The organism is Promicromonospora thailandica (genome assembly GCF_024171955.1).
GTDB lineage: Bacteria > Actinomycetota > Actinomycetes > Actinomycetales > Cellulomonadaceae > Promicromonospora > Promicromonospora thailandica.
On record NZ_JAMTCS010000013.1, the window covers coordinates 101,183 to 123,060 of the forward strand.

Consider the following 21,878-nt stretch of genomic DNA (forward strand, 5'->3'; position numbering starts at 1 on the left):
CGCAGGTCACAGACCAATTCCGAAACACGCCCTAGGCCCGGACCCGGCCCTCCAGGGCGAGCCCCGTGCCGAGACCGATCATCGCGATGCCGCCCGCGACCCCGAGATGGTCGAGGCGCTGGGGCTTGCGCGAGAACCAGGTCCGGGCCTGCGCGGCGAGGAGCGTGACGACGGAGTCCTGGCACAGGGCCATCGCGGCGAAGATCAGCCCGAGGACCAGCAGCTGGGGCGTGGCCGGGGCGGCGTCGTTCATGAACTGCGGCAGGAATGCCGCGAAGAAGACGAGGGTCTTGGGGTTGGTCGTGCCGACGACGAAGCCCGCCCACAGCGCGCGCAGCACGCCGCCACGGCGGGCGGTCGCGGGCGTGTCGAGGGCGAGGCGGGCGTCGGAGCGGTGCCGGATCGCCTGGACGCCGAGGTAGACGACGTACCCGGCGCCGACCAGCTTGAGCACCGTGTACGCGGTCGCGGAGGCCTCGACCAGCGCCCCCAGCCCGACCGCCACGCACACGACCTGCACCAGGAGCCCCAGGGCGTTGCCGGACACGGACAGCAGCGCATCGCGTCGTCCGACCGTCAAGGCCCGCCCGATGGCGAACAGGACGCTCGGCCCGGGCAGCGCGATGAAGACGAACGACGCCGCGAGGAAGGCGACGAGCTGCGTGGTCGTGGGCATGCGGCGATCGTAGCGAGCACGGCGCGGTCCGGGACAGGGTCAGGCGAAGTGGCCGCGCGCGGCGGCCCGGGCGACGGCGGTGCGGTAACCGTCGGGCATCACGAGGTCCGGGACCTCGCCGGGGCGCACGAGGACGAGCTCCTTGTGCTCGTGGCTGAAGGCGGGTGCGGCGTCGCCGTCGTACGCGGCGAGGTAGGTGACGACGAAGACGTGTCGGTGCGGGAAGACCTCGTAGACCCAGGCGTGGAACGGCTCGCCGACCGTGGTGCGCCAGCCGAGCTCCTCCTGGATCTCGCGCTCGAGGCACGACGCCGGGTCCTCACCGGGCTCGAGCTTGCCGCCGGGCAGCTCCCACTCGTCGCGCTCGTTGCGCAGCAGGGGGAGGCGGCCGCGCCAGCTGATGACGGCCTTGACCGAGACGGGGAGCTGGTACTCGAACCAGCCGCCGTCGTGCCGGACGAGGTAGGGCTCTTCGGGGGAGCGGGTGGTGAGCACGGGGCCTCTCAGAGATACGGGGCGATCAGGGGCTATGTCCGGGTCGGGCGTTATGTGATCCTGCTGAGATGGACGACCTCCTCGCCCAGTTGCCTGCCCTCGTCGGTGTGACGCTCGGCGTCGTCGGAACCCTGGCGACCACCATGGTGACGGATGCCGCCCGTTGGCGCCGCGAGCGCTTCTATGACGCCTGCCTGCGCTACACGACGGCGCTCCGGCGGTACGCGCAGCTCATCGCCGGGATCACCGCGTCGCGGCGACCCGGTGCGACGACGCCGCCTGTCGGTTCCGTCGCAGGGTTCGCGCAGCTCGCCGACCTGGACCGGGCTGTCACCGACGCCTGGGAGGAACTCTGCCTGCTCGCGGACACCGATACAGTGCGCGCCGCACGTCGCATGCGGGCTGCCGCCAAGCGCCTGGAAGAGACCGCGCGGGTCGACGCTGCCGCCGCCCTCGATCAGGACGAGTGGGTGGAGCAGTACCAGTTCGAGCCTCATTCACTCGGACCGGCCGTCGGACGACGGCGGTGAATGACGGGTACGGCTGCTCGGGGGCCGAGGCTGTCCGGACGAACTCCGGACCGTGCCGGTGGCGCGCCCCGCACCCGGACTCGCGGTCGTCGTCGCTCGCTTCTGGAGAGCGAGAACTCGGTCGGAAGGACGCGATCGGGTCCCTTTTCGAGATGCGGAGGGGAGCCGGTCCGAAAGTGACCTTTCCGCACGTGTGTTGCTGAGAGTAGACACGGTCGACTCTCAGCAACACCTCCCCGGAGAAGTCACCTCCGGCGACGCGAGCCGCCGCGTCCAGAAGCTGGGCGAGCCGCCGGTCGTCCGGGATGCCCGCCGCCGTCGGCATGCAGCAGGTGACGGTGACGACCAACTATCCCGAACGGGCCATCGGACTGCGCGACGCCCCGTAGCGTTCGCGCAGGCCCCCTCACACCTCCAGGTACCGCACCACCGCCAGCACCCGCCGGCTGTACCCGCCCTCGGCGGCCAGCCCCAGCTTGTCGAAGATCGCGTTCGCGTGCTTCTCCACCGCCGACACCGACACGTACAGTGCCGCCGCGATGCCCGCGTTGGTGCGGCCCTCGGCCATGAGCCCCAGCACCTCGCGCTCGCGGTCGCTCAGCATGCCGAGCGGGTGCGTGGTCGAGCGGAAGAGCTGCCCCACCACCTCCGGGTCCAGCACCAGGCCGCCGGAAGCGACCCGCGCCAGCGCGTCCAGGAAGTCGTCCACCCGCATCACCCGGTCCTTGAGCAGGTAGCCGACGCCGCGTGCCTCGTCGCCCAGCAGCACCCGCGTGAACTCCTGCTCCACGTACTGCGACAGCACCAGGATGCCTACCTCGGGCCAGCGCTCGCGGATCCGCACGGCCGCGCGGACGCCCTCGTCGGTGTGGGTGGGCGGCATGCGCACGTCCAGGACGACGACGTCGGGCCGCTCCGCCGCCAGGCGCGCCAGCAGGGGTTCGGCGGAGCCGTACGCCGCGACGACGTCGTGCCCCTCGTCGGTCAGGAGGCTGCGCACGCCCTCGCGCAGCAGCGCGGAGTCCTCGGCCAGCATCACGCGCACGGCAGCGTCACCCCGATCCGGGTGGGCCCGCCCGCGGGACTGTCGACCGTGATCGCACCGCCCGCGGCGGCCACCCGGCCGGCCAGGCCGGCCAGCCCGTGGCCGGGGAGGGCCTGCGCCCCGCCGACGCCGTCGTCGCCCACCGTCACGCGCACGACGGCGCCGCCGTCGTGCGCGTCCGAGGTCAGCTCGACCTGCGCCGTGCGTGCTCCCGAGTGCTTCGCCACGTTCGTCAGCGCCTCCGCCACCACGTAGTACACGGTCGTCTCCACGGGCCCCGGCAGCCGCACGGCGCAGCGCCACTCCAGCGTCGTCGGCACCGCCGCCCGGTCCACGAGCTGCCGCAGCACCGGCTCGAGCCCGTGCGTGTCCAGCGTCGTCGGGCGCACGCGCCACGCCACCTCCCTCAGGTCGGTCACCAGCAGCCCCACCTCCCGGGACGCCTGCTCCAGCAGCCCGACGCCCGGGCCGCCGGCGGCGACGCCCGCCCGTCGCGCGCGGTCCACCAGCAGCCCCACGGCCACCGCGCGCTGCTGCACGCCGTCGTGCAGGTCGCGCTCGATCCGGCCGCGCTCGGCGTCCAGCGCGGCCAGCAGCTCGGCACGGCTGACCGTCAGGGACTCCACCTGCGCGGCCAGCCGCTCGCTCCGGCTCGGCGCGAGCCAGCGCGCCGCGGCCGCCCGGTCCAGCACCCCGACGCCGTACAGCCCCATGAGGTCCAGGTACAGCAGCACGGCGCCGAGCGGCACGAGGATGAGCATCGACGCGGTCGTCACGCCCGGCTCCTCGCCCCGGACGGGCATCTCGACCGTGAACCGCACGTCGAACAGCCACGACGCCAGCCCCACCACCACCGCGAACAGCCCGTACGCCAGCAGCGCCAGCACCACCAGGCCGAGCAGGCCCACCGCGACCCGAGTCGCCAGGTACGCCGCGGCGCGCGGGGAGGTCAGCGGGGCGTCGTCGTCGGCCCAGGCCAGCAGGCGGGACGTACGCCGGCGGTGCCAGGCGACCAGAGCCGCGACCGGCCGCACCGGCCGGGCACCCCGCGGCGTCAGCACGGCGACGCAGCCGAGCACCAGGTCCAGCGGCCACGCCAGCGACCCGAGCGCCGCACCGCCCAGCACACGAAGGGGCCGGTGCAGGACGGCGGGGGAGCGGCTCACCCGCCCAGGATAGGGACGCCGGGCCCCGCCCGGACTGCGGAAAACCACACCCGACCTGCGGCATACCGTCACGGCCCGGGGGTGGACCGCAGTCCACCGGCCCCCTCGCCGTCACATAGCGTTGGGGCATGACGACACACAGCTTCGCCACGACCGTCGCCGACTGGGCCATCGGGCTCATGGAGGCTCTCGGCGCACCCGGCGCCGGCGTCGCGATCGCCCTGGAGAACCTGTTCCCGCCCCTGCCCAGCGAGGTGATCCTGCCCCTGGCCGGGTTCACGGCCTCGCAGGGCACCCTGGTGCTGTGGCAGGTCCTCGTCTGGACGACGGCGGGCTCCGTCGTCGGCGCCGTGCTCCTGTACGCGCTCGGCGCCTGGCTGGGCCGGGACCGCCTGCGAGCGATCGTCGACCGCATGCCGCTGGTGAAGCTGGAGGACGTCGACAAGGCCGAGGACTGGTTCAACCGGCACGGCGACTGGGCCGTGCTGATCGGGCGCGTCATCCCGATCGTGCGGAGCCTCATCTCCATCCCCGCCGGCGTCGAGCGCATGCCGGTGTGGCGCTTCCTCGCCTTCACGACGCTGGGTTCCGGCGTCTGGAACACCCTCCTGGTCGGGGCCGGCTACCTCCTGGGCGACCAGTGGCACATCGTCGAGGAGAGCGTCGGCGTGTTCCAGAAGGTCGTCATCGTCGTCGCCGTCCTGCTCGTGGTGTGGTGGCTGGTCAAGACCCTGCGCGGACGCCAGGACCAGGACAACCCGCGGCACGCGCGGCAGCGCTGAGCGGGCATGATGCTGCCGTGACCGTCGACCGCACCGCCTCCATCCTCCGTTCCGTCGCCCCCTACCTCGCCGAGTGGGCCGCCTTCCAGGCCGCCTACCACGGCCAGCCCGGCCTGCAGCTCGCCGTCGGGCGTCGCGGCGAGGTCTTCGTCGACCTCGCCTGGGGCGCGGCGAACCTCGAGACCGGCGAACCCCTCACCAGCGACCACCTCTTCCGCGTCGCCTCCCACTCCAAGACGTTCACCGGCGTGCTCGTCATGCAGCTCGTCGAACGCGGCGCGCTGCGCCTCGACGACCCGGTGAGCACGCACGTGCCCGAGCTCACCGGCACACCCGCCGCCGGCGTCACCCTCCGGGAGCTGCTCGGCCACCAGGGCGGCATCGTCCGCGACTCCTCCGACGGCGACTTCTGGCAGCACCACAAGCCGTTCCTCGACCGCGACGAGGTGCTCGACGTCGTCCGCACCGAGGGCGTCGTCTTCGAGCCCAACGAGCACTTCAAGTACACGAACATCGGCTACAGCCTGCTCGGCATCGTCATCGAGCGGGTCACCGGCACCACCTACGGCGAGGCCGCCCGCACCGCCGTCGTCGAACCGCTCGGCCTCACCCGCACCGGGACCGAGCTCGACCCCGCCCGCTCGGCCGAGTACGCCGCCGGGCACACCGGCCGCATCGCGCACGACGACGCCCGCCGCGTCGTCCCGCACGTCGACACCCGCGCCATGGCCGCCGCCACCGGCTGGTACTCGACCGCCCTCGAGATGGTCCGCTACGGCTCCGCCCACGTGCTCGGCGACACCACGCTCCTCACCGACGCGAGCAAGCGGATCATGCAGCGCGAGGAGTCCCGCGTCGTCGTGCGCGGGCAGGAGCGCGGGCGCTACGGCGTCGGCCTCGAGGTCGGCGCGGTCGGTGACCGCGAGCTCGTCGGGCACTCCGGCGGGTACCCCGGGCACATCACCCGCACCTGGATCGACCCCGTCGACGGCCTCGTCGTCTCCGCCCTGACCAACGCCGTCGACGGCATCGCCACCCAGATCGCCAACGGCGTCATCACGCTCGTCGACCTGGCGCTCGCGGCCGCGGACGAGGTCGCGAAGGCGTCCGGCACCGCCGGCCCGGTCGAGCCGGTGCCCGCGGACGCCCCGGTCGGCCGGTTCGCCAACCTGTGGGGCGTGGCCGACGTCGTGGACCTCGGGGGCATGCTCCACGTCCTGAACTCGCGGGCCGCGCAGCCGGTCGAGCAGGCCACGCGCCTCGTGGTCCGCGACGGCGCGCTGTTCCACGAGTCGGTGGCCGGCTTCGGCACGGTCGGCGAGCCGGTCCAGGTGGAGCGGGCCGACGACGGCGCGGTGACCGCCGTCCGGCTCGGCGCGATGACCTCGTGGCCGGTGGAGGAGTACCGCCGGCGCGCCGCCGGGTAGACGGCCCCGGCCACCGCCCCGGCGCTCGCGGGTGACGTACCCCCGGTCGCGGTAGCGTTGTCGGGTGACGTTCAACGAGGGCGGTCAGTTCGAGGGCGGCCGGGTCCGCAAGGGTGGACGCGGGGCGGTCGGTGCCGGGGTGGGCGGCGGGGCCGCGCTCGTCATCGCGCTGCTGTACATGGTGCTCACCGGCAACAGCCCCGCCGACATCCTGGGCGGCACCGCCCCCGACGGCGGGGGCGGCGGCGAGCAGGGCTACATCGGCGACTGCACCGCCGAGCAGGCCAACACCGACCCCGAGTGTCGCCTCAACGCGGCCGTCCAGTCGCTCGACGCCTACTGGGCGACGACCCTGCCGGACCAGGGCGGCATCGAGTACGAGCTGCCCGAGGTCGTCAGCTTCACGCAGGCCGTGAGCACGGGCTGCGGCAACGCGACGTCGGCGACCGGGCCGTTCTACTGCCCCGCGGACACCACGGTGTACGAGGACCTCGCGTTCTACGACCAGCTCTCCAGCCAGTTCGGCGCCGAGGGCGGCCCGCTCGCGGAGATGTACGTGACGGCGCACGAGTTCGGCCACCACATCGAGAACCAGCTCGGCCTGTTCGAGCGGGCCGACCGGTCGGGTACCGGCCCGGAGTCCGACTCGGTGCGCATCGAGCTCATGGCCGACTGCCTCGCCGGCATGTGGGCCGGCAACGCCGCCACGACCGAGGACCCGGACACGGGCGTCACGTTCCTCGAGCCGATCTCCCGGGAGCAGCTCGAGCAGGCGCTGTCCGCCGCCGCGGCCGTGGGCGACGACAACATCCAGCGCCGCTCGGGCGGCGACGTGAACCCTGAGGCGTTCTCGCACGGCTCCAGCGAGCAGCGCGTGAAGTGGTTCTCGATCGGCTACGAGGGGGGCACCATCCAGGACTGCAACGCGCTGGACGCCGCCACCCTCTGACGTTACGGTGAACGGTATGCACCTCAGCGCACGCACGACGACGCCGGACCCCTCCGGCGCGCGCTGACCTGCACCAGCAACCAGGCCCCGGAGCTCGCTCCGGGGCCTTCGTCGTACGACGGCGGCGCGCGGGGCGGCTCCCTCTCGAAGGAGCAACCATGAACGCCCCCGCCACCCCCGTCCGGAACGCCCCCGTGGACCATCGCGAGCTCGGCCGCGACATGCGGATCTTCGACACCAGCCCGTTGGTCGGCCCCGGGCTGCCGCTGTGGCTGCCCGCGGGCGCCGCCGTCCGCCACGAGCTGGAGCAGTACGCCCGCGAGGTGGCGCTGCGCACCGGCTGCGAGCCCGTGTACTCGCCCGTGCTCGGCAAGCGGTCGCTGTTCGAGCGGTCGGGCCACTGGGCCAAGTTCGCCGACGACATGTTCCCGCCCATGTCGCTCGGCCCCGACGGAGCGCCGGACGCCGACCCGCTCGTGCTGCGCCCCGCCAACTGCCCGCACCACGCGCAGATCTACGCCGCCGAACCCCGCTCCTACCGCGACCTGCCGGTGCGGTACTCGGAGCTGGCGCCGATGTTCCGCGCCGAGCGGTCCGGCGTGCTGTCCGGGCTGAGCCGCGTGCGGCAGATCGACCTGGACGACACCCACGTGTTCTGCCGCCCGGACCAGGTCGAGGCGGAGGTGCGCACCGCGCTGGCCGCCGTCCTGGAGGTGCTCGGCACCCTGGGCATCGAGGTGTCGTACCTGCGGCTGTCGGGCCGGGACGACACCGACCGCTGGCTGGGCGACCCCGGGCGGTGGGCCGCCGCGCAGGCGGCGCTGGCCGCGGTGCTCGACGACCTCGCCGGGCCCCGCGCCTGGCGCGCCGAGCCGGGCGAGGCGGCGTTCTACGGGCCCAAGATCGACGTCCAGGTGCTCGACGCGCGGGGCCACGAGGAGACCCTGGCGACCGTGCAGCTCGACTTCAACCAGCCGGAGCGCTTCGATCTGACCTACGTCGCGGCCTCGGGAGACCGGGAGCGGGTGGTGATGATCCACCGTGGCACCGTCGGGGCCATGGAGCGGATGGTCGCCTTCCTCCTGGAGCGGCACGCGGGCCGGCTCCCGTTCTGGCTCGCGCCCGTGCAGCTCTGCCTGCTCCCGGTCTCGGACGGCGCCCCGGGCGACGCTGCCGACGCTCTCGCCAGGGATCTGCGCGGGCGCGGGCTGCGGGTCCGCGTGGAGCGGCACGGGTCGCTGGGCAACCGCATCCGGCTGGCCCGGCAGCGGCGGGACGCGCTGCTCGGGGTGCTCGGCCCGCGCGAGGCGGACGCGGGGCTGCTCGCGGTGACCGACCCGGCGTCGGGTGAGCGGTTCTCCGTACCGCTCGCCGACCTGCCGGGCCGGCTCGCCGCCGCGGCCCGCGACCGGGTCGCGCGGCCGCTGTCGTAGGGCGTGCGGCTCAGCGCGACCAGGTGCGCCGGTCGCGGGCCGCGAGGTAGACGATCTCGAGCTCGCGGTCGGTCAGCATCGGACGGCGCGACTCCAGCCAGGGGACCAGCTCGTCCTCGGTGAGCACCTCGACGTCGTCGCGCGGGCCGACCACGCGCGGCTGGTCGCTGCGGACGAACACGATCAGCGCCCGCACGGTGACCGGCACCCGGGTGGCGCGGTTCAGGATCTCCTGGGCGCGGCGGGCGGCCTCGCGCGCGGCGTCGGCGGTCACGTCCTCCACCGGGCGGTACACCGCCTGGACGGTGAACACGCCCGCGGGACCGATCACGACGTCGTCCAGGACGATGGCGCCCGCGCCCTGGGCCGTGCGGGTCGGGGCGTCGGTGCGCACCGAGTGCAGCACCCGCCAGGCGGGGTGCTTGGCCACGAGCTCCCACAGCTCGCTCGCGACGCCGCGCACGCCCACGATCCGGCGGCTCAGGGCGCGGTGCCGCGGGTCGTAGCCGCCGCGCAGCCGCCCGCGCACCAGGGACGCGAGATGCTGCCGGCGGTAGGTGCGGCGCTGCGCGATCAGGTGCTTGGCGGGGCGGTGGTGGGTGAGGTCGTCCGCGCGGGACAGGCGCCCGACGCGCAGGTTCGGCAGCGCGTCGGAGACGGTGAGGGGAACGCTCGGCGAGTCGGTGCCCATGAGCGGACCGTACGTGCCGCCTGCCGGGTCCGCTCGCCCAGCCCGTGAACCCGCCCGAGCGGCCCGGACAAAGGCGTTTATACCCCTCCAGGCGAGGCGTCTCGGACCAATCCGCCGAAGTGCTGTGACATCGGCACGGTCCGGGCGTCTGGGGTGCATGAGGCTCACCGAACCGGCGACGTGCGACACCACCCGGGCCGCGCTCGACGACTACCTGAGGCACCGTCTGCCGCCCGGCCGCCGCCGTCGGCTGGTGGACCACGTGGTGCAGTGCGTGCGGTGCATGCGGGTCTTCACGGACGTCCGGGAGTCCGCCTGGACCGCGGCTACCCCCACCCGGGCCCCGCATGTCAGACGTACAGGCCGCCCGGGCGGCCCGTACGTCTGACGCGTGCGGTTCAGTCGAGGTCGCGGATCAGGACCTCGTCGAAGACCGCCGTGGTCGCGGGCGAGGCCCCGCCGCCCGCGTAGACGCCGACCCGCGGGTCGGCGTCCGCCGGGAGCGTCCACGTGGCACCGAACCGCCACGTGCGGCCGTCCCGCGAGGTCGCCGACCGGAACCGATGCTCACCGGTGGCCGCGTCGGTCGTGTGGAACAGGCGCAGGTGCATCGTGTCCGCGACCGGTCCGGAGACGTGCCCGCCCCACCAGCGCCCGTCGGCCGTGAGCTCCTTGCCGAACTCGACCTGGCGGGTCTGCCAGATCGAGACCGGGGCCAGGCGCAGGAAGTCGTCGTCGCCCGCGTGCACGAGCAGGCCGGCCTGCTGGTAGTTGCGGACCGTGTCCTGCCCGAGCGGCAGCGTCACCGTGGTCTCCAGCACGTAGTCGCCGTCCGGGGCGTCGCGCAGCAGCGCCGGGGCGTCGTTGGCCTCGCCGACGAGGTCGTGCCCCGTCAGCGGCCAGGACAGCGCGCCGTCGCCGACCGTGACGTCGGCAGGGCCGTGCAGCCATTCCCAGCCCGGGTCGAGCGCACCGGAGAAGTCCTCCGCGAACGTGACGGCACCGGCCCGCGGCTCGGCGGCTCGCCGTGTCACCGGCTCGTGCGCGGCCACCACGGTCAGGTTGTCGACCTGCACCTCGGCCCCCGCGGCGGCGAGGTGCACGGGCGCCCGGCGCGGCAGCGCGGCCCGCGGCTCGAGGCGCACCTCGGCGTCGAGGTCACCCAGCCCGCTGGAGGACAGCCGGGCGACGACCCCGCCGTCGGCGGCCGTCACGGTCAGCACGTGCCAGGACGTCAGGTCCGTGCTCGCGGGCAGCGCGGCGCGCCGCACCCGGTGGCCCTGCGCGACGACGAGCTCCCGGGCCCCGGCGTCGAGCTCCACCGACACGGCCGGCCGGCCGGAACCGCCGAGGGTCGCCGTGAACGACCCGGCGTCGTCGGGCAGCCGGACGTCCGTCTCGACCCGCACGTCGCGGGGCGCGGGCGCCGTGCGGACCACGGCCGCGTCGCGCCGGGTGGGCACCAGCCGGGCGAGCGCACCGGCGTCGCCCGCGGAGTCCGTGCCCCGGGCGAGCGTGCCCGACACGCGTCGCAGGCCGTGCCCGGAGGCCGGGTCGGCGCTGGTGATGCGCAGGTCGCTCGCGGCGACGGGCGCGGTCCGCGGACCCTCGCTGGGGCCGGCGCCCGCGTTGACCACGGGCCAGCCGTCGATCCAGTCCATGCGGTCCAGCAGGGTGGGCCGGCGGTTGACGCCCCCGGGCCGGTCGAGCCACGCGTCGTCCTTGTCGATGGCGTGGTAGAGCATCCAGTCCTGCCCGGAGGCGTCGGTGAGCACCGCGTGGTGCCCGACGCCGATCCAGCGGTTGCCGTTCTGCACGACCACCTGTGTGCCGCCCACGCGCGACTCGTTCAGGCCCACGCCCTCGTGGTCGACGAACGGGCCCAGCGGCGAGCGCGACCGGCCGGTGTACACGCTGTACCCCGTGACGGGTCCGGCGCAGCAGTTGGCCGACGACCCCATGAGGTAGTACCAGCCGTCCCGCTCGACGACGAAGGCGCCCTCGTACCGGTCGCCCACGGTGACCCGGGTCGGCGTGCCCACGGCGCGGGTGCCGGTCGCGTCCAGCTCGGTCACCCAGATGCCGCCGTTGAAGCCGCCGAAGTAGAGGTACTGCGTGCCGTCCCGGTCGGCGAAGAGCGCGGGGTCGATCGTGTTGAGGTAGCCGCCGCCCGGCGCGGGCCGCGGGTCGAGCACGGGGCCGCCCGAGTCGGTCCACGGCCCGGTCGGGGTCGGCGCCGTCGCGACGCCGACCGTGTAGTCCCACGGGTCGGGGTTGGCCGCGGTGTCCGTGACCGTGTAGTACATGACGTACCGGCCGTCGACGTAGCGGATGTCCGGCGCCCAGAAGAACGACGCGTCCGCGGCCCACTCCGGCCGGTTCTCCTCGTCGAAGATCGTGCCCACGTAGTCCCACGACGCCAGGTCCCGCGAACGGGCCACGTGCATGTTCCCGAACGGGCCGCCCGAGACCAGCGGGTCGCTCGTCGCGTACAGGTACCACCAGCCGTCCTTGCCGCGGACGACCGCCGGGTCCGCGTAGGTGTCGGCGAACGGTTCGGTGACCGGGTTGGTGTACGTGGTGGCGGGGGTCCCGGGTGCCGCGGGGGCCGTGACGGGCGGAGCCGGCGGGGGAGCGGCGGCGGCGGGTGCGGCGCCCCCGCCGTCGGACAGGAGGGCCGTCCCCACGCCGAGCGTGAGCGTGGCGAGGGCGGCGACGAACCGTGTTCGCATGGGCGTGTCCCTTCGTGCGGCGCCGTGCGGGCGCCGCCTGTCGCGTCCTTGTGACAGTGCTGCCGGCCAGTGGTGCAGCCGAGTGGTACAACGTAGTACCAGTCGGAAGCATACCGTGCGGTGAGGCACACCACGGCTGACCGGGCGCCGTACCCACTAGACTGGTCCGGCCCCCGCCGCCGTGGGCCGACCTGCCGTACCACCCACCCTGACCGTGAGGAACACCTGCGTGATCACTGCCCATGGCGTCGAGCTGCGCGTCGGCGCGCGCGTGCTGCTGAGCGAGGCGACGTTCCGTGTCGCCTCGGGTGACCGGATCGGCCTGGTGGGTCGCAACGGCGCCGGCAAGACCACGCTCACCAAGACCCTGGCGGGGGAGACCCAGCCCACGGGCGGGCAGATCGTGCGCGGCACCGACATCGGGTACCTGCCGCAGGACCCGCGCACGGGGGACCTCGAGGTGCTCGCGATGGACCGCGTGCTCTCGGCCCGGGGCCTCGACCACGTCATCACGCAGATGCGCGAGACCGAGGCCGGCATGGCGTCCGACGACCCGGCCACCCAGGCCGCCGCGATGGACCGCTACCCCAGGCTGGAGGCGCGCTTCCTGGCCGCCGGCGGGTACGCCGCCGAGTCCGAGGCGCAGATCATCACCGCGAACCTGGGCCTGGACGAGCGTGTGCTGGGCCAGCCTTTGAGCACCCTGTCCGGCGGCCAGCGCCGCCGCATCGAGCTGGCGCGCATCCTGTTCAGCGGCGTCGAGACGCTGCTGCTCGACGAGCCCACCAACCACCTCGACGCGGACTCGATCCTCTGGCTGCGCGACTACCTCAAGGCCTACAACGGCGGGTTCATCGTGATCAGCCACGACGTGGAGCTGCTGCGCGCCACCGTGAACAAGGTGTTCCACCTGGACGCCAACCGGGGCGAGCTGGACCAGTACAACATGGGCTGGGACGCCTACCTCGAGCAGCGCGAGACCGACGAGCGCCGCCGCCGGCGCGAGCGCGCCAACGCCGAGAAGAAGGCCGGCACGCTGCTGGCCCAGGCCGAGAAGATGCGCGCCAAGGCGACCAAGGCCACGGCCGCGCAGAACATGATCAAGCGCGCCGAGAAGATGCTCGGCGGGCTGGAGGCCGAGCGCGCCTCGGACCGCGTGGCCAAGCTCCGCTTCCCGACGCCGGCGCCCTGCGGCCGCACGCCGCTCACCGCCGCCGGGCTGTCCAAGGCGTACGGGTCCCAGGAGGTGTTCGCCGGGGTGGACCTGGCGATCGACCGCGGCTCCCGCGTCGTGGTGCTCGGCTTCAACGGTGCGGGCAAGACGACGCTGCTGCGCATCCTGGCCGGTGTCGAGAACCCCGACACCGGCGAGGTCGTGCCGGGCCACGGCCTCAAGCTCGGCTACTACGCCCAGGAGCACGACACGCTCGACATGGACGCGACCGTCGTGGAGAACCTGCGGCACGCGGCCCCCGAGCTCACCGACACCCAGGTGCGCTCCGTGCTCGGCTCGTTCCTGTTCAGCGGGGACGACGCCGAGAAGCCCGCCCACGTGCTGTCCGGCGGCGAGAAGACCCGCCTGGCGCTGGCCACGATCGTCGTCTCCGGCGCGAACGTGCTGCTCCTGGACGAGCCGACCAACAACCTGGACCCGGCCTCGCGTGCCGAGATCCTGGGGGCGCTCAAGACCTACGAGGGCGCGGTCGTGATGGTGACCCACGACGACGGCGCCGTCGAGGCCCTGGAGCCCGAGCGCGTGCTGCTGCTGCCCGACGGCGACGAGGACCTCTGGAACGACAGCTACCAGGAGCTGGTCTCGCTGGCCTGACGTCGGTCGCTCAGCGGAGCTGGGCCTCGATCAGGGCGTCCTCCTCGTCCTCCGCGGTGCGGCGCCGGTCGCGGGGGGCCCTGCGTGCGCGGACGCCCTCGCCGTCGCCCACCTCGCCCGAGGCCAGCAGCAGGTCGCCCGCCGAGACGGTCTCGCCGCGCAGCGCGCCGCGCTCGCGCCGCCACAGCAGCACGTAGCCCCCGATCGCGCCGATCGCGAAGATGCACCACTGGAACGCGTAGGACAGGTGCGAGCCCGGGTCGGTGTCGGGCTTGGGCAGGGGCGTGAGGCCGGTCGCGGGCGCCGGGTCCTCCGCGCGCAGCGCGCCGTACGCGCCGACGGTCCGGCCCTGCGCCCACTGGCCACCGTCCGGCCCGGCCGCGAGCACCTGGGCGGTCGAGATCGCCTGCACCTGGCCGGGCGGCGCGCCGCGGTCGGACGGCGGCTCGTCCGCGCGCAGCGACGCGACCACCGTCACCTCGCCGGACGGCGGGGCGGGCACGGCGTCGGGCTCCGAGGCGTCCGAACCCAGGGGGACGAACCCGCGGTCGACGACGACCACGACCTCCTGCCCGTCCGCCAGGCGCGCCTCGAAGGGGACCAGCACGTGGTACCCGCCGCGCCCGCCGACCGGACGGTTGCGCAGCAGCACGGTCGCGTCGGCGACGTACTCGCCGGTCAGCTCGACGCGCTGCCACACCTCGGCCTCCGGGACGACGGCGCCGGGCCCGGGCAGGATCTCCTCGACCCGCACCACGGGGGCCGACCAGTTCGCCTCGACCAGCGCGATCTCGGCGTCGCGCGCCTGGGCCCGGTTCCACTGCCAGCGGCCCGCCACCAGGCACAGGGCGGCCAGCACCACCGCGGCCACCGCGAGGACCACCCACTGCCGGGTGGTGCGGGGCCCGCGGGACTCCTCACCGTGCTGCGCCGGGGCGTCGCTCACGGCACCCGGTCCAGCTCGGACACGGCGACGGTCTGCTTCCAGAACGACCGCGTCGCGAGGAACTGCTCCAGGTGCTCCCGGTGGTCGTCGCACGCGAGCCACACCTTGCGGCGGTCGGGTGTGTGCAGCTTCGGGTTGTTCCAGAGCAGGCCCCACGCCGCGGGCGCACGGCAGCCCTTCGCGCTGCAGATCAGCTCGCCGGCGGGCACGGCGTCCGGCACGGCTCCGAGGAGGTCCATCGTTCGTCCCCTCAGTCGTCGACGTGGTCGATGACGCGGCCGGTACCGGGGGTCTCGGCGGGCTGCGGCAGCTCGGTCAGGGCCGGTGCGGCGGGCGGCGTCACGGGGGAGGTGTCGTGCGTGGTCCGCTCCCGGCCCGCGTTGGCCACCAGCACCGCCGAGTACGGGAGCACCACGGCCGCCGCGACGAGCGCCCACCGGAGCCATCCGTCGACGAGCACGGCGCCGATGATGCAGACCACGCGGATCGACATCTGGATGAGGTAGCTGCGCGTACGGCGTGCCTGGTCCACCGCCAGCGGCTCGGGGGCCGAGGTGATGGACGGTACCGGCTCGGTCATCCAGCCAGTCTACGTCCGGGTCGGGTCCGGCCGGCACGGCGGCGGGTGTGCGATATGCGACGTCACGAACGCCGCCGCTGCTCCGTCGGGGCGGCCGGAGAATTGGAGGAAACCGACAAGAACCGCAGGATCCCTGTGGCCCGGCGCGCGCGGCGCACGTGCGACGCGCGGGGTAGCGTCGCAGCGGACCCGGTTCGAGCCGGGTCGCGGCCGCGGCCCCCCAGCTTCGCGCGGCCTCGTGCGAGAGCCCCCCACCACCGAGGAGCACAAGGTGACCACCACGTCCGCCACCCAGAGCATCGCCGCAGGTCCGACCGGCCGCGTAGTCGTCGTGACGGGAGCCGCGCGCGGCATCGGGCGCGCCATCGCCGAGCGGTTCGTGGCCGACGGCGACCGGGTCGCGACGATCTACCGCGGCGGAGACCTGCCCAAGGGCGTCGCGCCCTACGTGGCGGACGTGACCGACACCGAGGCCGTCGACGCCGCCTTCGCCGCGATCGAGAAGGACCTGGGCCCCGTCGAGGTGCTCGTCGCCAACGCGGGCGTGACCAAGGACCAGCTCCTCATGCGCATGAGCGACGAGGACTTCGAGTCGGTCGTCGACGTCAACCTCAAGGGCACCTTCCGCTGCGTCCGCCGCGCGTCGAAGGGCATGATCCGGGCGCGCAAGGGCCGCATCGTGCTGGTCGGCTCGGTCGTCGGGCAGTCCGGCGGTCCGGGTCAGGTCAACTACGCCTCGTCGAAGGCGGCGCTCGTGGGCATGGCGCGCTCCATCACCCGCGAGCTCGGCGCGCGCGGCATCACGGCGAACGTCGTGGCGCCGGGCTACGTCGAGACCGACATGACGGCCGCGCTGCCCGAGGACGTCCGCAACGGCTACCTCAAGTCCATCCCGGCCGCGCGCTTCGCCACGACGGACGAGGTGGCGCACGTCGTGTCGTTCGTCGCGTCCGACGCCGCGGGCTACGTGAGCGGCGCCGTCATCCCCGTCGACGGCGGCCTCGGCATGGGGCACTGAGGTACATATCCACCATTCGTGACATCACGCACGGCGCGGAGTTTCGTCCCGGGCCGTGATCCGCATTACGCTCGCACCCAGCACAGGGGTTCGCCTCGGCACGCCTGCGCTCGAACGGAAGGACATCATGGGTCTCCTCGAAGGTAAGAAGCTGCTCGTCACGGGCGTGCTGACCGATTCGTCGATCGCGTTCCACGCCGCCCGCCTCGCGCAGGAGGAGGGCGCCGAGGTCGTTCTCTCGTCCTTCGGGCGGCAGATGAAGCTCACGCAGGCGTTCGCCAAGCGGCTGCCCGTGGAGGCGCCGGTGGTCGAGCTCGACGCGACCAGCCAGGAGAACCTCGACGGGCTGGCCGACGCCGTGCGCGGTGCGGGCTTCGACCGCATCGACGGCCTGGTGCACTCGATCGGGTTCGCGCCGCAGTCCGTCATGGGCGGCAACTTCCTCTCCGGCACCTGGGAGGACGTCGCGACCGCGCTGCACGTGTCGACGTTCTCGTACAAGTCGATCGCCGTCGCGGCCCAGCCGCTGATGACGGACGGCGGCGCCGTCGTCGGCCTCACGTTCGACGCGCAGTTCGCCTGGCCGGTGTACGACTGGATGGGCGTGGCGAAGGCGGGCCTCGAGTCCGCGAACCGCTACCTGGCGCGCGACCTCGGCCCCGAGGGCATCCGCTGCAACCTCGTCTCGGCCGGCCCGATCCGCACCACCGCCGCCAAGTCCATCCCGGGCTTCGCGACGATGGAGGACGCGTGGCCGAAGCGTGCGCCGCTCGGCTGGGACCAGACCACCGCGGAGCCCGCGGCACGCGCCGTGTGCGCGCTGCTGTCCGACTGGTTCCCGGCGACCACGGGGGAGATCGTGCACGTCGACGGCGGCGTGCACGCGATGGGTCAGTAACCAGCTTTCTCGGGAGGCACTGATGGGCACAGCTCCGGGCACCCAGCCCGCCACGTCGCCGGTGCGGCGGCTGGTGCTGCTCCGGCACGCGAAGGCGGAGCCGCCGTCGGAGCTGCCCGACGAGCAGCGTCCGTTGGCGCTGCGCGGGCGGGACCAGGCGGTGAAGGTCGGCGCGGCGCTGGCCGAGGCGGGCCTGCTGCCCGACGCCGTCGTCGTCTCCGGAGCGGTCCGCACGCGGCAGACGTGGGACCTCGCGCGCAAGCACCTGGGCGAGCCGCCGGTGGTCTACACCGACGACCTGCTCGGTGCGATGCCGCGCGGGGTCCTCGCGATCGTGCGCGAGGTCGACCCGGAGGCGCGGACCGTGCTCGTCGTCGGGCACGAGCCCGCGATGGCGGGCACCGCCGAGCTGCTGGCCGGCCCCGGCTCGGCGGACGACGCGATCGCCCAGGTCCGCGTCGGCGTCCCCACGGCGACCTACTCGGTGCTGGAGTCCGACCTGGCCTGGCCGGAGTGGGACCGCCGTCAGGCCCGCCTCCTCACGGTCACCCGCCCGACCTCCTGACCCCACCCGCTGAGTGCGGGATCTTCGCCCTACTCTGTGTGCCAGGAGGGCGAAGATCCCGCACTCAGCGGTTTCAGAGGAGGTTCAGGACCGCGTCGAGGCGGCCGTCGATCGCGTGGGGGGCCTGGGCGCGGACCACCGGCTTGGCGTTGAACGCCACGCCCACGCCCGCGACGGCGATCATGCCGAGGTCGTTCGCGCCGTCGCCCACGGCGACGGTGTGCTCCAGCGGCACACCCGCCGCGGCGGCCCACTCGCGCAGCGTCGCGGCCTTCGCCTCGCGGTCGACGACGGGGCCCACCGTGCGGCCGGTCAGCACGCCGTCGGCCACCTCGAGGCGGTTCGCCCGCACGAGCTCGACGCCGAGCTCCGCCACGACCGGGCGCGCGATCTCCTCGAACCCGCCCGACACCAGCCCGAACACCCAGCCCCGCGCGTGGCACTCGGCCACGAGCTCCCGGGCGCCCGGCGTCAGCTCGACGGCCGCGCGCACCTTCTCCAGCGCCGCGACGGGTACGCCCGCCAGCGTCGCCACGCGCTCCCGCAGCGAGGCGGCGAAGTCCAGCTCGCCCCGCATCGCGCGCTCGGTCACGGCCGCGACCTCGTCGCGCGTGCCCGCATGCTCGGCGAGGAGCTCGATGACCTCCTGCCGGAAGAACGTCGAGTCGGCGTCGGTCACGATGAGTCGCTTCACGCCCCCAGTGTGCCGGACCCCGCAGTCCGCGCGCCGAGCCGTCCACGTGCGACGGTCAGTCGACGACCGTGCCCTTCGGGACCACCACCAGGCCGCTCTCCGTGACGGTGAAGCCGCGCGCACGGTCCTCGTCGTGGTCGACGCCGATGCGCGCCCGCTCGTTGACCACCACGTTCTTGTCCACGATCGCCCGGTGCACGTGCGCGTACCGGTGCACCTGGACGTCGTCCATGAGCACCGAGTTGGACACGTTCGACCACGAGTGCAGGTGCACCCCGGGGGAGAGCACCGACCCGGCCGCCTGCGCGCCCGAGATGAGCACACCGGGGGACACGATCGACTCGACGGCGTGCCCCATCCGACCCGGCCCCACGTGCACGAACTTGGCCGGCGGCAGCCCGGTGTAGCCCGTGTACAGGGGCCACTCGTTGTTGTAGAGGTTGAACACCGGGGTCACCGAGATCAGGTCGATGTTGGCGTCGTAGAACGAGTCGATGGTGCCCACGTCGCGCCAGTAGCCGCGGTCGCGCTCCGTGGACCCGGGCACGTCGTTGCGGATGAAGTCGTAGACGCCCGCCTCCCCCTGCGCCACGAACGCCGGGATGATGTCGCCGCCCATGTCGTGCCGGGAGTCGGGGTTGGCCGCGTCCTTGGTGACGGCCTCGACCAGCGCGTCGGCGTCGAACACGTAGTTGCCCATCGACGCGAGGATCTCGCCGGGGGAGTCCGGCAGGCCCACGGGCTCGGTCGGCTTCTCCAGGAACTCGCGGATCTTCGTCGGGTCGGACGGGTCCACGTCGATGACACCGAACTGGTCGGCCATGCCGATCGGCTGCCGGATCGCCGCGACCGTGGCGCGTGCGCCCGAGTCGATGTGCGCGTCCACCATCTGCGAGAAGTCCATGCGGTACACGTGGTCCGCGCCCACCACGACCACGATGTCGGGCCGCTCGTCGTCGATGATGTTGAGGCACTGGTAGATCGCGTCCGCGCTGCCCAGGTACCAGTGCTTGCCCACGCGCTGCTGCGCCGGCACCGGCGCCACGAAGTTGCCCAGCAGCGGCGACATGCGCCAGGTCTTGGAGATGTGCCGGTCCAGGGAGTGCGACTTGTACTGCGTCAGCACCACGACGTGCAGGTAGCGCGAGTTGACGATGTTGGACAGGGCGAAGTCCACCAGCCGGTAGATGCCGCCGAAGGGCACGGCCGGCTTGGCGCGGGCGGCGGTCAGCGGCATCAGCCGCTTCCCCTCACCACCGGCGAGGACGATCGCGAGCACGCGAGGGGAGGAAGCCATACGTCGAGATTAGGGCTTTTCGGCCGGGTACGTCAGGTGACGCGCCCGGACGGCCCGCGCGCTAGGTTGGGGCACGTGCCCGACCTCGCCGCCAGCCCGGCCCCCGAGACCGCCCGCAGTGCCGACCTTCGGGTCGACCTCCTCACCCGGGAGTACCCGCCGCACGTGTACGGCGGCGCCGGCGTGCACGTCGCGGAGCTCGCCGTCGTCCTCGCCCAGCACGCCGACGTGCGGGTGCGTTGCTTCGACGGCCCGCGCGACGCCCCCACGGAGGCCGCGGGCGTCACCGGCTACGACACCCCGGCGGCACTGGCCGCCGCCAACCCCGCGCTGGCCACCCTGGGCACGGACCTCCTGATGGCCGACGACGTCGCCGGCGCCGACCTGGTCCACTCCCACACCTGGTACGCCAACATGGCCGGGCACCTGGGCGGCCTGCTGCACGGCGTGCCGCACGTCGTCACCGCGCACTCCCTGGAGCCGCTGCGCCCCTGGAAGGCCGAGCAGCTGGGCGGCGGCTACGCGCTGTCCTCGTGGGCCGAGCGCACCGCCTACCTGGGTGCGGCGGGCGTCATCGCCGTCTCGGCGGGCATGCGCGCCGACATCCTGCGCGTCTACCCCGAGCTCGACCCCGAGCGGGTGCACGTGGTGCACAACGGCATCGACCTGACGGGCTGGCAGCGCCCCGCGCCCGACGACGCCGACGCCCGCGCCACCGTGCACCGCCACGGCATCGACCCGGACCGCCCCGCCGTCGTCTTCGTCGGCCGGATCACCCGGCAGAAGGGCCTGCCCTACCTGCTGCGCGCGGCCGCGCAGCTGCCGCCCGAGGTGCAGCTCGTGCTGTGCGCGGGGGCGCCCGACACCCCGGAGATCATGGCCGAGGTGCGCGCCCTGGTCGAGACGCTGCGCGAGACCCGCACCGGCGTCGTCTGGATCGAGCAGATGCTGCCGCGGCCCGACCTGACCGCGGTGCTCGCCGCCTGCACGGTCTTCGTCTGCCCGAGCGTCTACGAGCCGCTCGGCATCGTGAACCTCGAGGCCATGGCCGTGGGCCTGCCCGTGGTCGGCACGGCCACGGGCGGCATCCCCGAGGTGGTCGACGACGGCGTCACCGGCCTCCTGGTCCCCCTCGAGCAGGCCGACGACGGCACCGGCACCCCGCTGGACCCCGACCGCTTCGTGGCCGACCTCGCCGCCGCGCTGACCCGGGTCGCCACCGACCCGGCCCGCGCCGCGGCGATGGGCGCGGCCGGCCGCCGCCGGGCGGAGGAGCACTTCGCCTGGACGGCGATCGCCGAGCGCACCGTCGACGTCTACCGGCAGGTGCTGGCCGGCTGACGCGGGCTCAGGCCACCCGGCCGTAGGTGGCCGCGCTCAGCGCGTGCCGGGCCGTACGGTCCACCTCACGCAGCGCCGTCGACCGCTGGTCCACCTGGAAGACGTTCACGGCGCCGCCGTCGTCCACCGTGCCCAGCGCGACGATCGCGCGCAGGCGCGTCGCGAGGTCCAGCACGCGCGCCCGCCGGCCGTCCAGGTGCGGCACCGGCCACGACGCCGTGCTCGCCGACCGGATGCGCTCGATCGCGTCCGCCGCGTCGTCGCGCCAGCGCGCCACGTCGAGCTGGTCCAGGGCGTCGGTCGCGGTCATCAGGCTCGTGCGCAGCTCGCGCTCGGCGTCGGCCACCGAGCCGATCGTGCCGAGCACCAGCGTGGTCCACTCCGGAACCGGCACCACGCGCCAGGCCACCAGGTGGCCCGGCTCGATGTGGCTGCCGAACGCCTGCACGCGCGGCACCGCGGCCCAGCTGCCCGCGGGCGTCGTGACCACCACGCACTCGCCCGCCTCGGTCGCGTCGTGGTTGGCCGCGGCCGGCACGCCCGCGGGGTCGCCCGGCGCGGGCAGGAGCGCGCACACCTCCCGCGGGCCCGTCGTCCAGGCCGTGAAGAGGGTGCCGAGGTCGGTGCCGTCGGCGAATCCCGGCAGCCCCTCCACGGTGTGCGGCTCGTCGTCGCCCACCACCGACTTCACGGCGTCCGACGTGTCGCCCACGCCCTGCAGCCACAGGGCGAGCAGCACGCTCCGGGGGAGGTCCTGGTCACTGTCCACCGCAGCACTGTAAATG

Annotated in this window: 23 protein-coding genes; 11 read left to right on the forward strand and 12 right to left on the reverse strand. The window is 73.9% G+C overall.

Annotation, left to right across the window (positions count from 1 at the left end):
- Nucleotides 1-31: 31 nt before the first annotated feature.
- A complete protein-coding gene (locus APR03_RS20065; protein WP_253838652.1) occupies nucleotides 32-676 on the reverse strand; it encodes a LysE family translocator in 645 nt (214 codons plus the stop codon).
- Between the two features lie 39 nt (nucleotides 677-715).
- On the reverse strand, nucleotides 716-1,171 hold the full coding sequence (locus APR03_RS20070; protein WP_253838654.1) for an NUDIX hydrolase: 456 nt from the start codon (nucleotides 1,169-1,171) through the stop codon (nucleotides 716-718).
- A gap of 68 nt (nucleotides 1,172-1,239) precedes the next feature.
- Between APR03_RS20070 and APR03_RS20075 the strand changes: the two genes are divergently transcribed.
- Nucleotides 1,240-1,701: a hypothetical protein gene (locus APR03_RS20075; RefSeq protein ID WP_253838656.1), complete on the forward strand. Its 462-nt coding sequence runs from the start codon at nucleotides 1,240-1,242 to the stop codon at nucleotides 1,699-1,701.
- 406 nt (nucleotides 1,702-2,107) lie between these two features.
- On the opposite strand, the gene APR03_RS20080 is transcribed toward APR03_RS20075, so the two are convergent.
- Entirely contained in the window at nucleotides 2,108-2,746 is a 639-nt protein-coding gene (locus APR03_RS20080; RefSeq protein WP_253838658.1) for a response regulator transcription factor, read from the reverse strand.
- Nucleotides 2,737-3,912 carry a sensor histidine kinase gene (locus APR03_RS25350; RefSeq protein WP_253838667.1) on the reverse strand — a complete coding sequence of 392 codons (1,176 nt, stop codon included), beginning with the start codon at nucleotides 3,910-3,912 and terminating at the stop codon, nucleotides 2,737-2,739. The genes APR03_RS20080 and APR03_RS25350 overlap by 10 nt, the downstream gene beginning before the upstream one ends.
- Nucleotides 3,913-4,040: 128 nt before the next feature.
- On the opposite strand from APR03_RS25350, the gene APR03_RS20090 reads away from it, so the two are divergent.
- The 4 genes from APR03_RS20090 (at nucleotide 4,041) to thrS (ending at nucleotide 8,503) form a co-directional block, all read left to right on the forward strand.
- Nucleotides 4,041-4,694, forward strand: a complete 654-nt coding sequence (locus APR03_RS20090) for a DedA family protein (RefSeq protein ID WP_253838668.1) — start codon at nucleotides 4,041-4,043, stop codon at nucleotides 4,692-4,694.
- A 17-nt stretch (nucleotides 4,695-4,711) separates the two neighbouring features.
- Entirely contained in the window at nucleotides 4,712-6,121 is a 1,410-nt protein-coding gene (locus APR03_RS20095; protein ID WP_253838670.1) for a serine hydrolase domain-containing protein, read from the forward strand.
- A gap of 64 nt (nucleotides 6,122-6,185) precedes the next feature.
- Nucleotides 6,186-7,070 (forward strand): KPN_02809 family neutral zinc metallopeptidase, encoded by an 885-nt coding sequence (ypfJ, locus tag APR03_RS20100; RefSeq protein WP_253838671.1) that lies wholly within the window; start codon nucleotides 6,186-6,188, stop codon nucleotides 7,068-7,070.
- A gap of 158 nt (nucleotides 7,071-7,228) precedes the next feature.
- Entirely contained in the window at nucleotides 7,229-8,503 is a 1,275-nt protein-coding gene (gene thrS, locus APR03_RS20105; RefSeq protein WP_253838672.1) for a threonine--tRNA ligase, read from the forward strand.
- Nucleotides 8,504-8,513: 10 nt separating this feature from the next.
- Here the strand turns inward: thrS and APR03_RS20110 are convergent, their stop codons facing one another.
- Nucleotides 8,514-9,194 (reverse strand): hypothetical protein, encoded by a 681-nt coding sequence (locus APR03_RS20110; RefSeq protein ID WP_253838673.1) that lies wholly within the window; start codon nucleotides 9,192-9,194, stop codon nucleotides 8,514-8,516.
- 157 nt (nucleotides 9,195-9,351) lie between these two features.
- Between APR03_RS20110 and APR03_RS25470 the strand changes: the two genes are divergently transcribed.
- Complete coding sequence (locus APR03_RS25470; protein WP_372494961.1) at nucleotides 9,352-9,582, forward strand: zf-HC2 domain-containing protein; 231 nt, start codon at nucleotides 9,352-9,354, stop codon at nucleotides 9,580-9,582.
- Nucleotides 9,583-9,592: 10 nt separating this feature from the next.
- Here the strand turns inward: APR03_RS25470 and APR03_RS20115 are convergent, their stop codons facing one another.
- A complete protein-coding gene (locus tag APR03_RS20115) occupies nucleotides 9,593-11,926 on the reverse strand; it encodes a family 43 glycosylhydrolase (RefSeq protein WP_253838676.1) in 2,334 nt (777 codons plus the stop codon).
- Nucleotides 11,927-12,155: 229 nt separating this feature from the next.
- Between APR03_RS20115 and APR03_RS20120 the strand changes: the two genes are divergently transcribed.
- A complete protein-coding gene (locus APR03_RS20120) occupies nucleotides 12,156-13,754 on the forward strand; it encodes an ABC-F family ATP-binding cassette domain-containing protein (protein WP_253838678.1) in 1,599 nt (532 codons plus the stop codon).
- A 10-nt stretch (nucleotides 13,755-13,764) separates the two neighbouring features.
- Here APR03_RS20120 and APR03_RS20125 read toward each other — a convergent pair whose 3' ends face one another.
- Genes APR03_RS20125 through APR03_RS20135 form a run of 3 tightly spaced genes read right to left on the reverse strand, consistent with a single transcriptional unit; the run spans nucleotide 13,765 to nucleotide 15,280 of the window.
- Nucleotides 13,765-14,700 carry an SURF1 family cytochrome oxidase biogenesis protein gene (locus APR03_RS20125; RefSeq protein WP_253838679.1) on the reverse strand — a complete coding sequence of 312 codons (936 nt, stop codon included), beginning with the start codon at nucleotides 14,698-14,700 and terminating at the stop codon, nucleotides 13,765-13,767.
- Nucleotides 14,697-14,939: a hypothetical protein gene (locus tag APR03_RS20130; RefSeq protein WP_253838681.1), complete on the reverse strand. Its 243-nt coding sequence runs from the start codon at nucleotides 14,937-14,939 to the stop codon at nucleotides 14,697-14,699. Before APR03_RS20130 ends, APR03_RS20125 begins: the two co-directional genes overlap by 4 nt.
- An 11-nt stretch (nucleotides 14,940-14,950) precedes the next feature.
- A complete protein-coding gene (locus tag APR03_RS20135) occupies nucleotides 14,951-15,280 on the reverse strand; it encodes a DUF3099 domain-containing protein (RefSeq protein ID WP_253838683.1) in 330 nt (109 codons plus the stop codon).
- Between the two features lie 271 nt (nucleotides 15,281-15,551).
- Between APR03_RS20135 and fabG the strand changes: the two genes are divergently transcribed.
- From fabG to APR03_RS20150, 3 genes are all read left to right on the forward strand, one after another.
- A complete protein-coding gene (fabG, locus tag APR03_RS20140; protein WP_253838685.1) occupies nucleotides 15,552-16,298 on the forward strand; it encodes a 3-oxoacyl-ACP reductase FabG in 747 nt (248 codons plus the stop codon).
- Nucleotides 16,299-16,425: 127 nt separating this feature from the next.
- Complete coding sequence (gene fabI, locus APR03_RS20145) at nucleotides 16,426-17,196, forward strand: enoyl-ACP reductase FabI (RefSeq protein ID WP_253838687.1); 771 nt, start codon at nucleotides 16,426-16,428, stop codon at nucleotides 17,194-17,196.
- 22 nt (nucleotides 17,197-17,218) lie between these two features.
- The gene (locus APR03_RS20150) at nucleotides 17,219-17,761 is read left to right on the forward strand and encodes a SixA phosphatase family protein (RefSeq protein WP_253838689.1); all 543 of its coding nucleotides are present in this window, start codon (nucleotides 17,219-17,221) and stop codon (nucleotides 17,759-17,761) included.
- A 73-nt stretch (nucleotides 17,762-17,834) separates the two neighbouring features.
- Here the strand turns inward: APR03_RS20150 and serB are convergent, their stop codons facing one another.
- The gene (serB, locus tag APR03_RS20155; protein WP_253838691.1) at nucleotides 17,835-18,455 is read right to left on the reverse strand and encodes a phosphoserine phosphatase SerB; all 621 of its coding nucleotides are present in this window, start codon (nucleotides 18,453-18,455) and stop codon (nucleotides 17,835-17,837) included.
- A 55-nt stretch (nucleotides 18,456-18,510) separates the two neighbouring features.
- A complete protein-coding gene (gene glgC / locus APR03_RS20160; protein ID WP_253838693.1) occupies nucleotides 18,511-19,752 on the reverse strand; it encodes a glucose-1-phosphate adenylyltransferase in 1,242 nt (413 codons plus the stop codon).
- A gap of 75 nt (nucleotides 19,753-19,827) precedes the next feature.
- Here glgC and glgA point away from each other — a divergent pair, with 75 nt between their 5' ends.
- On the forward strand, nucleotides 19,828-21,093 hold the full coding sequence (gene glgA / locus APR03_RS20165; protein WP_253838695.1) for a glycogen synthase: 1,266 nt from the start codon (nucleotides 19,828-19,830) through the stop codon (nucleotides 21,091-21,093).
- A 7-nt stretch (nucleotides 21,094-21,100) separates the two neighbouring features.
- On the opposite strand, the gene APR03_RS20170 is transcribed toward glgA, so the two are convergent.
- Nucleotides 21,101-21,862 (reverse strand): Rv1486c family protein, encoded by a 762-nt coding sequence (locus APR03_RS20170; protein WP_253838696.1) that lies wholly within the window; start codon nucleotides 21,860-21,862, stop codon nucleotides 21,101-21,103.
- Nucleotides 21,863-21,878: the final 16 nt, after the last annotated feature.

What these genes read in the sequence shown, in the direction of transcription:
- APR03_RS20065 (WP_253838652.1), bottom strand. Translation starts at nt 676, where the DNA reads ATGCCCACGACCACGCAGCTCGTCGCCTTCCTCGCGGCGTCGTTCGTC.
- thrS (WP_253838672.1), top strand. Translation starts at nt 7,229, where the DNA reads ATGAACGCCCCCGCCACCCCCGTCCGGAACGCCCCCGTGGACCATCGC.
- glgC (WP_253838693.1), bottom strand. Translation starts at nt 19,752, where the DNA reads ATGGCTTCCTCCCCTCGCGTGCTCGCGATCGTCCTCGCCGGTGGTGAG.
- APR03_RS25470 (WP_372494961.1), top strand. Translation starts at nt 9,352, where the DNA reads ATGAGGCTCACCGAACCGGCGACGTGCGACACCACCCGGGCCGCGCTC.
- APR03_RS20115 (WP_253838676.1), bottom strand. Translation starts at nt 11,926, where the DNA reads ATGCGAACACGGTTCGTCGCCGCCCTCGCCACGCTCACGCTCGGCGTG.
- fabI (WP_253838687.1), top strand. Translation starts at nt 16,426, where the DNA reads ATGGGTCTCCTCGAAGGTAAGAAGCTGCTCGTCACGGGCGTGCTGACC.
- APR03_RS20090 (WP_253838668.1), top strand. Translation starts at nt 4,041, where the DNA reads ATGACGACACACAGCTTCGCCACGACCGTCGCCGACTGGGCCATCGGG.
- APR03_RS20150 (WP_253838689.1), top strand. Translation starts at nt 17,219, where the DNA reads ATGGGCACAGCTCCGGGCACCCAGCCCGCCACGTCGCCGGTGCGGCGG.
- APR03_RS20130 (WP_253838681.1), bottom strand. Translation starts at nt 14,939, where the DNA reads ATGGACCTCCTCGGAGCCGTGCCGGACGCCGTGCCCGCCGGCGAGCTG.
- APR03_RS20135 (WP_253838683.1), bottom strand. Translation starts at nt 15,280, where the DNA reads ATGACCGAGCCGGTACCGTCCATCACCTCGGCCCCCGAGCCGCTGGCG.
- APR03_RS20110 (WP_253838673.1), bottom strand. Translation starts at nt 9,194, where the DNA reads ATGGGCACCGACTCGCCGAGCGTTCCCCTCACCGTCTCCGACGCGCTG.
- APR03_RS20075 (WP_253838656.1), top strand. Translation starts at nt 1,240, where the DNA reads ATGGACGACCTCCTCGCCCAGTTGCCTGCCCTCGTCGGTGTGACGCTC.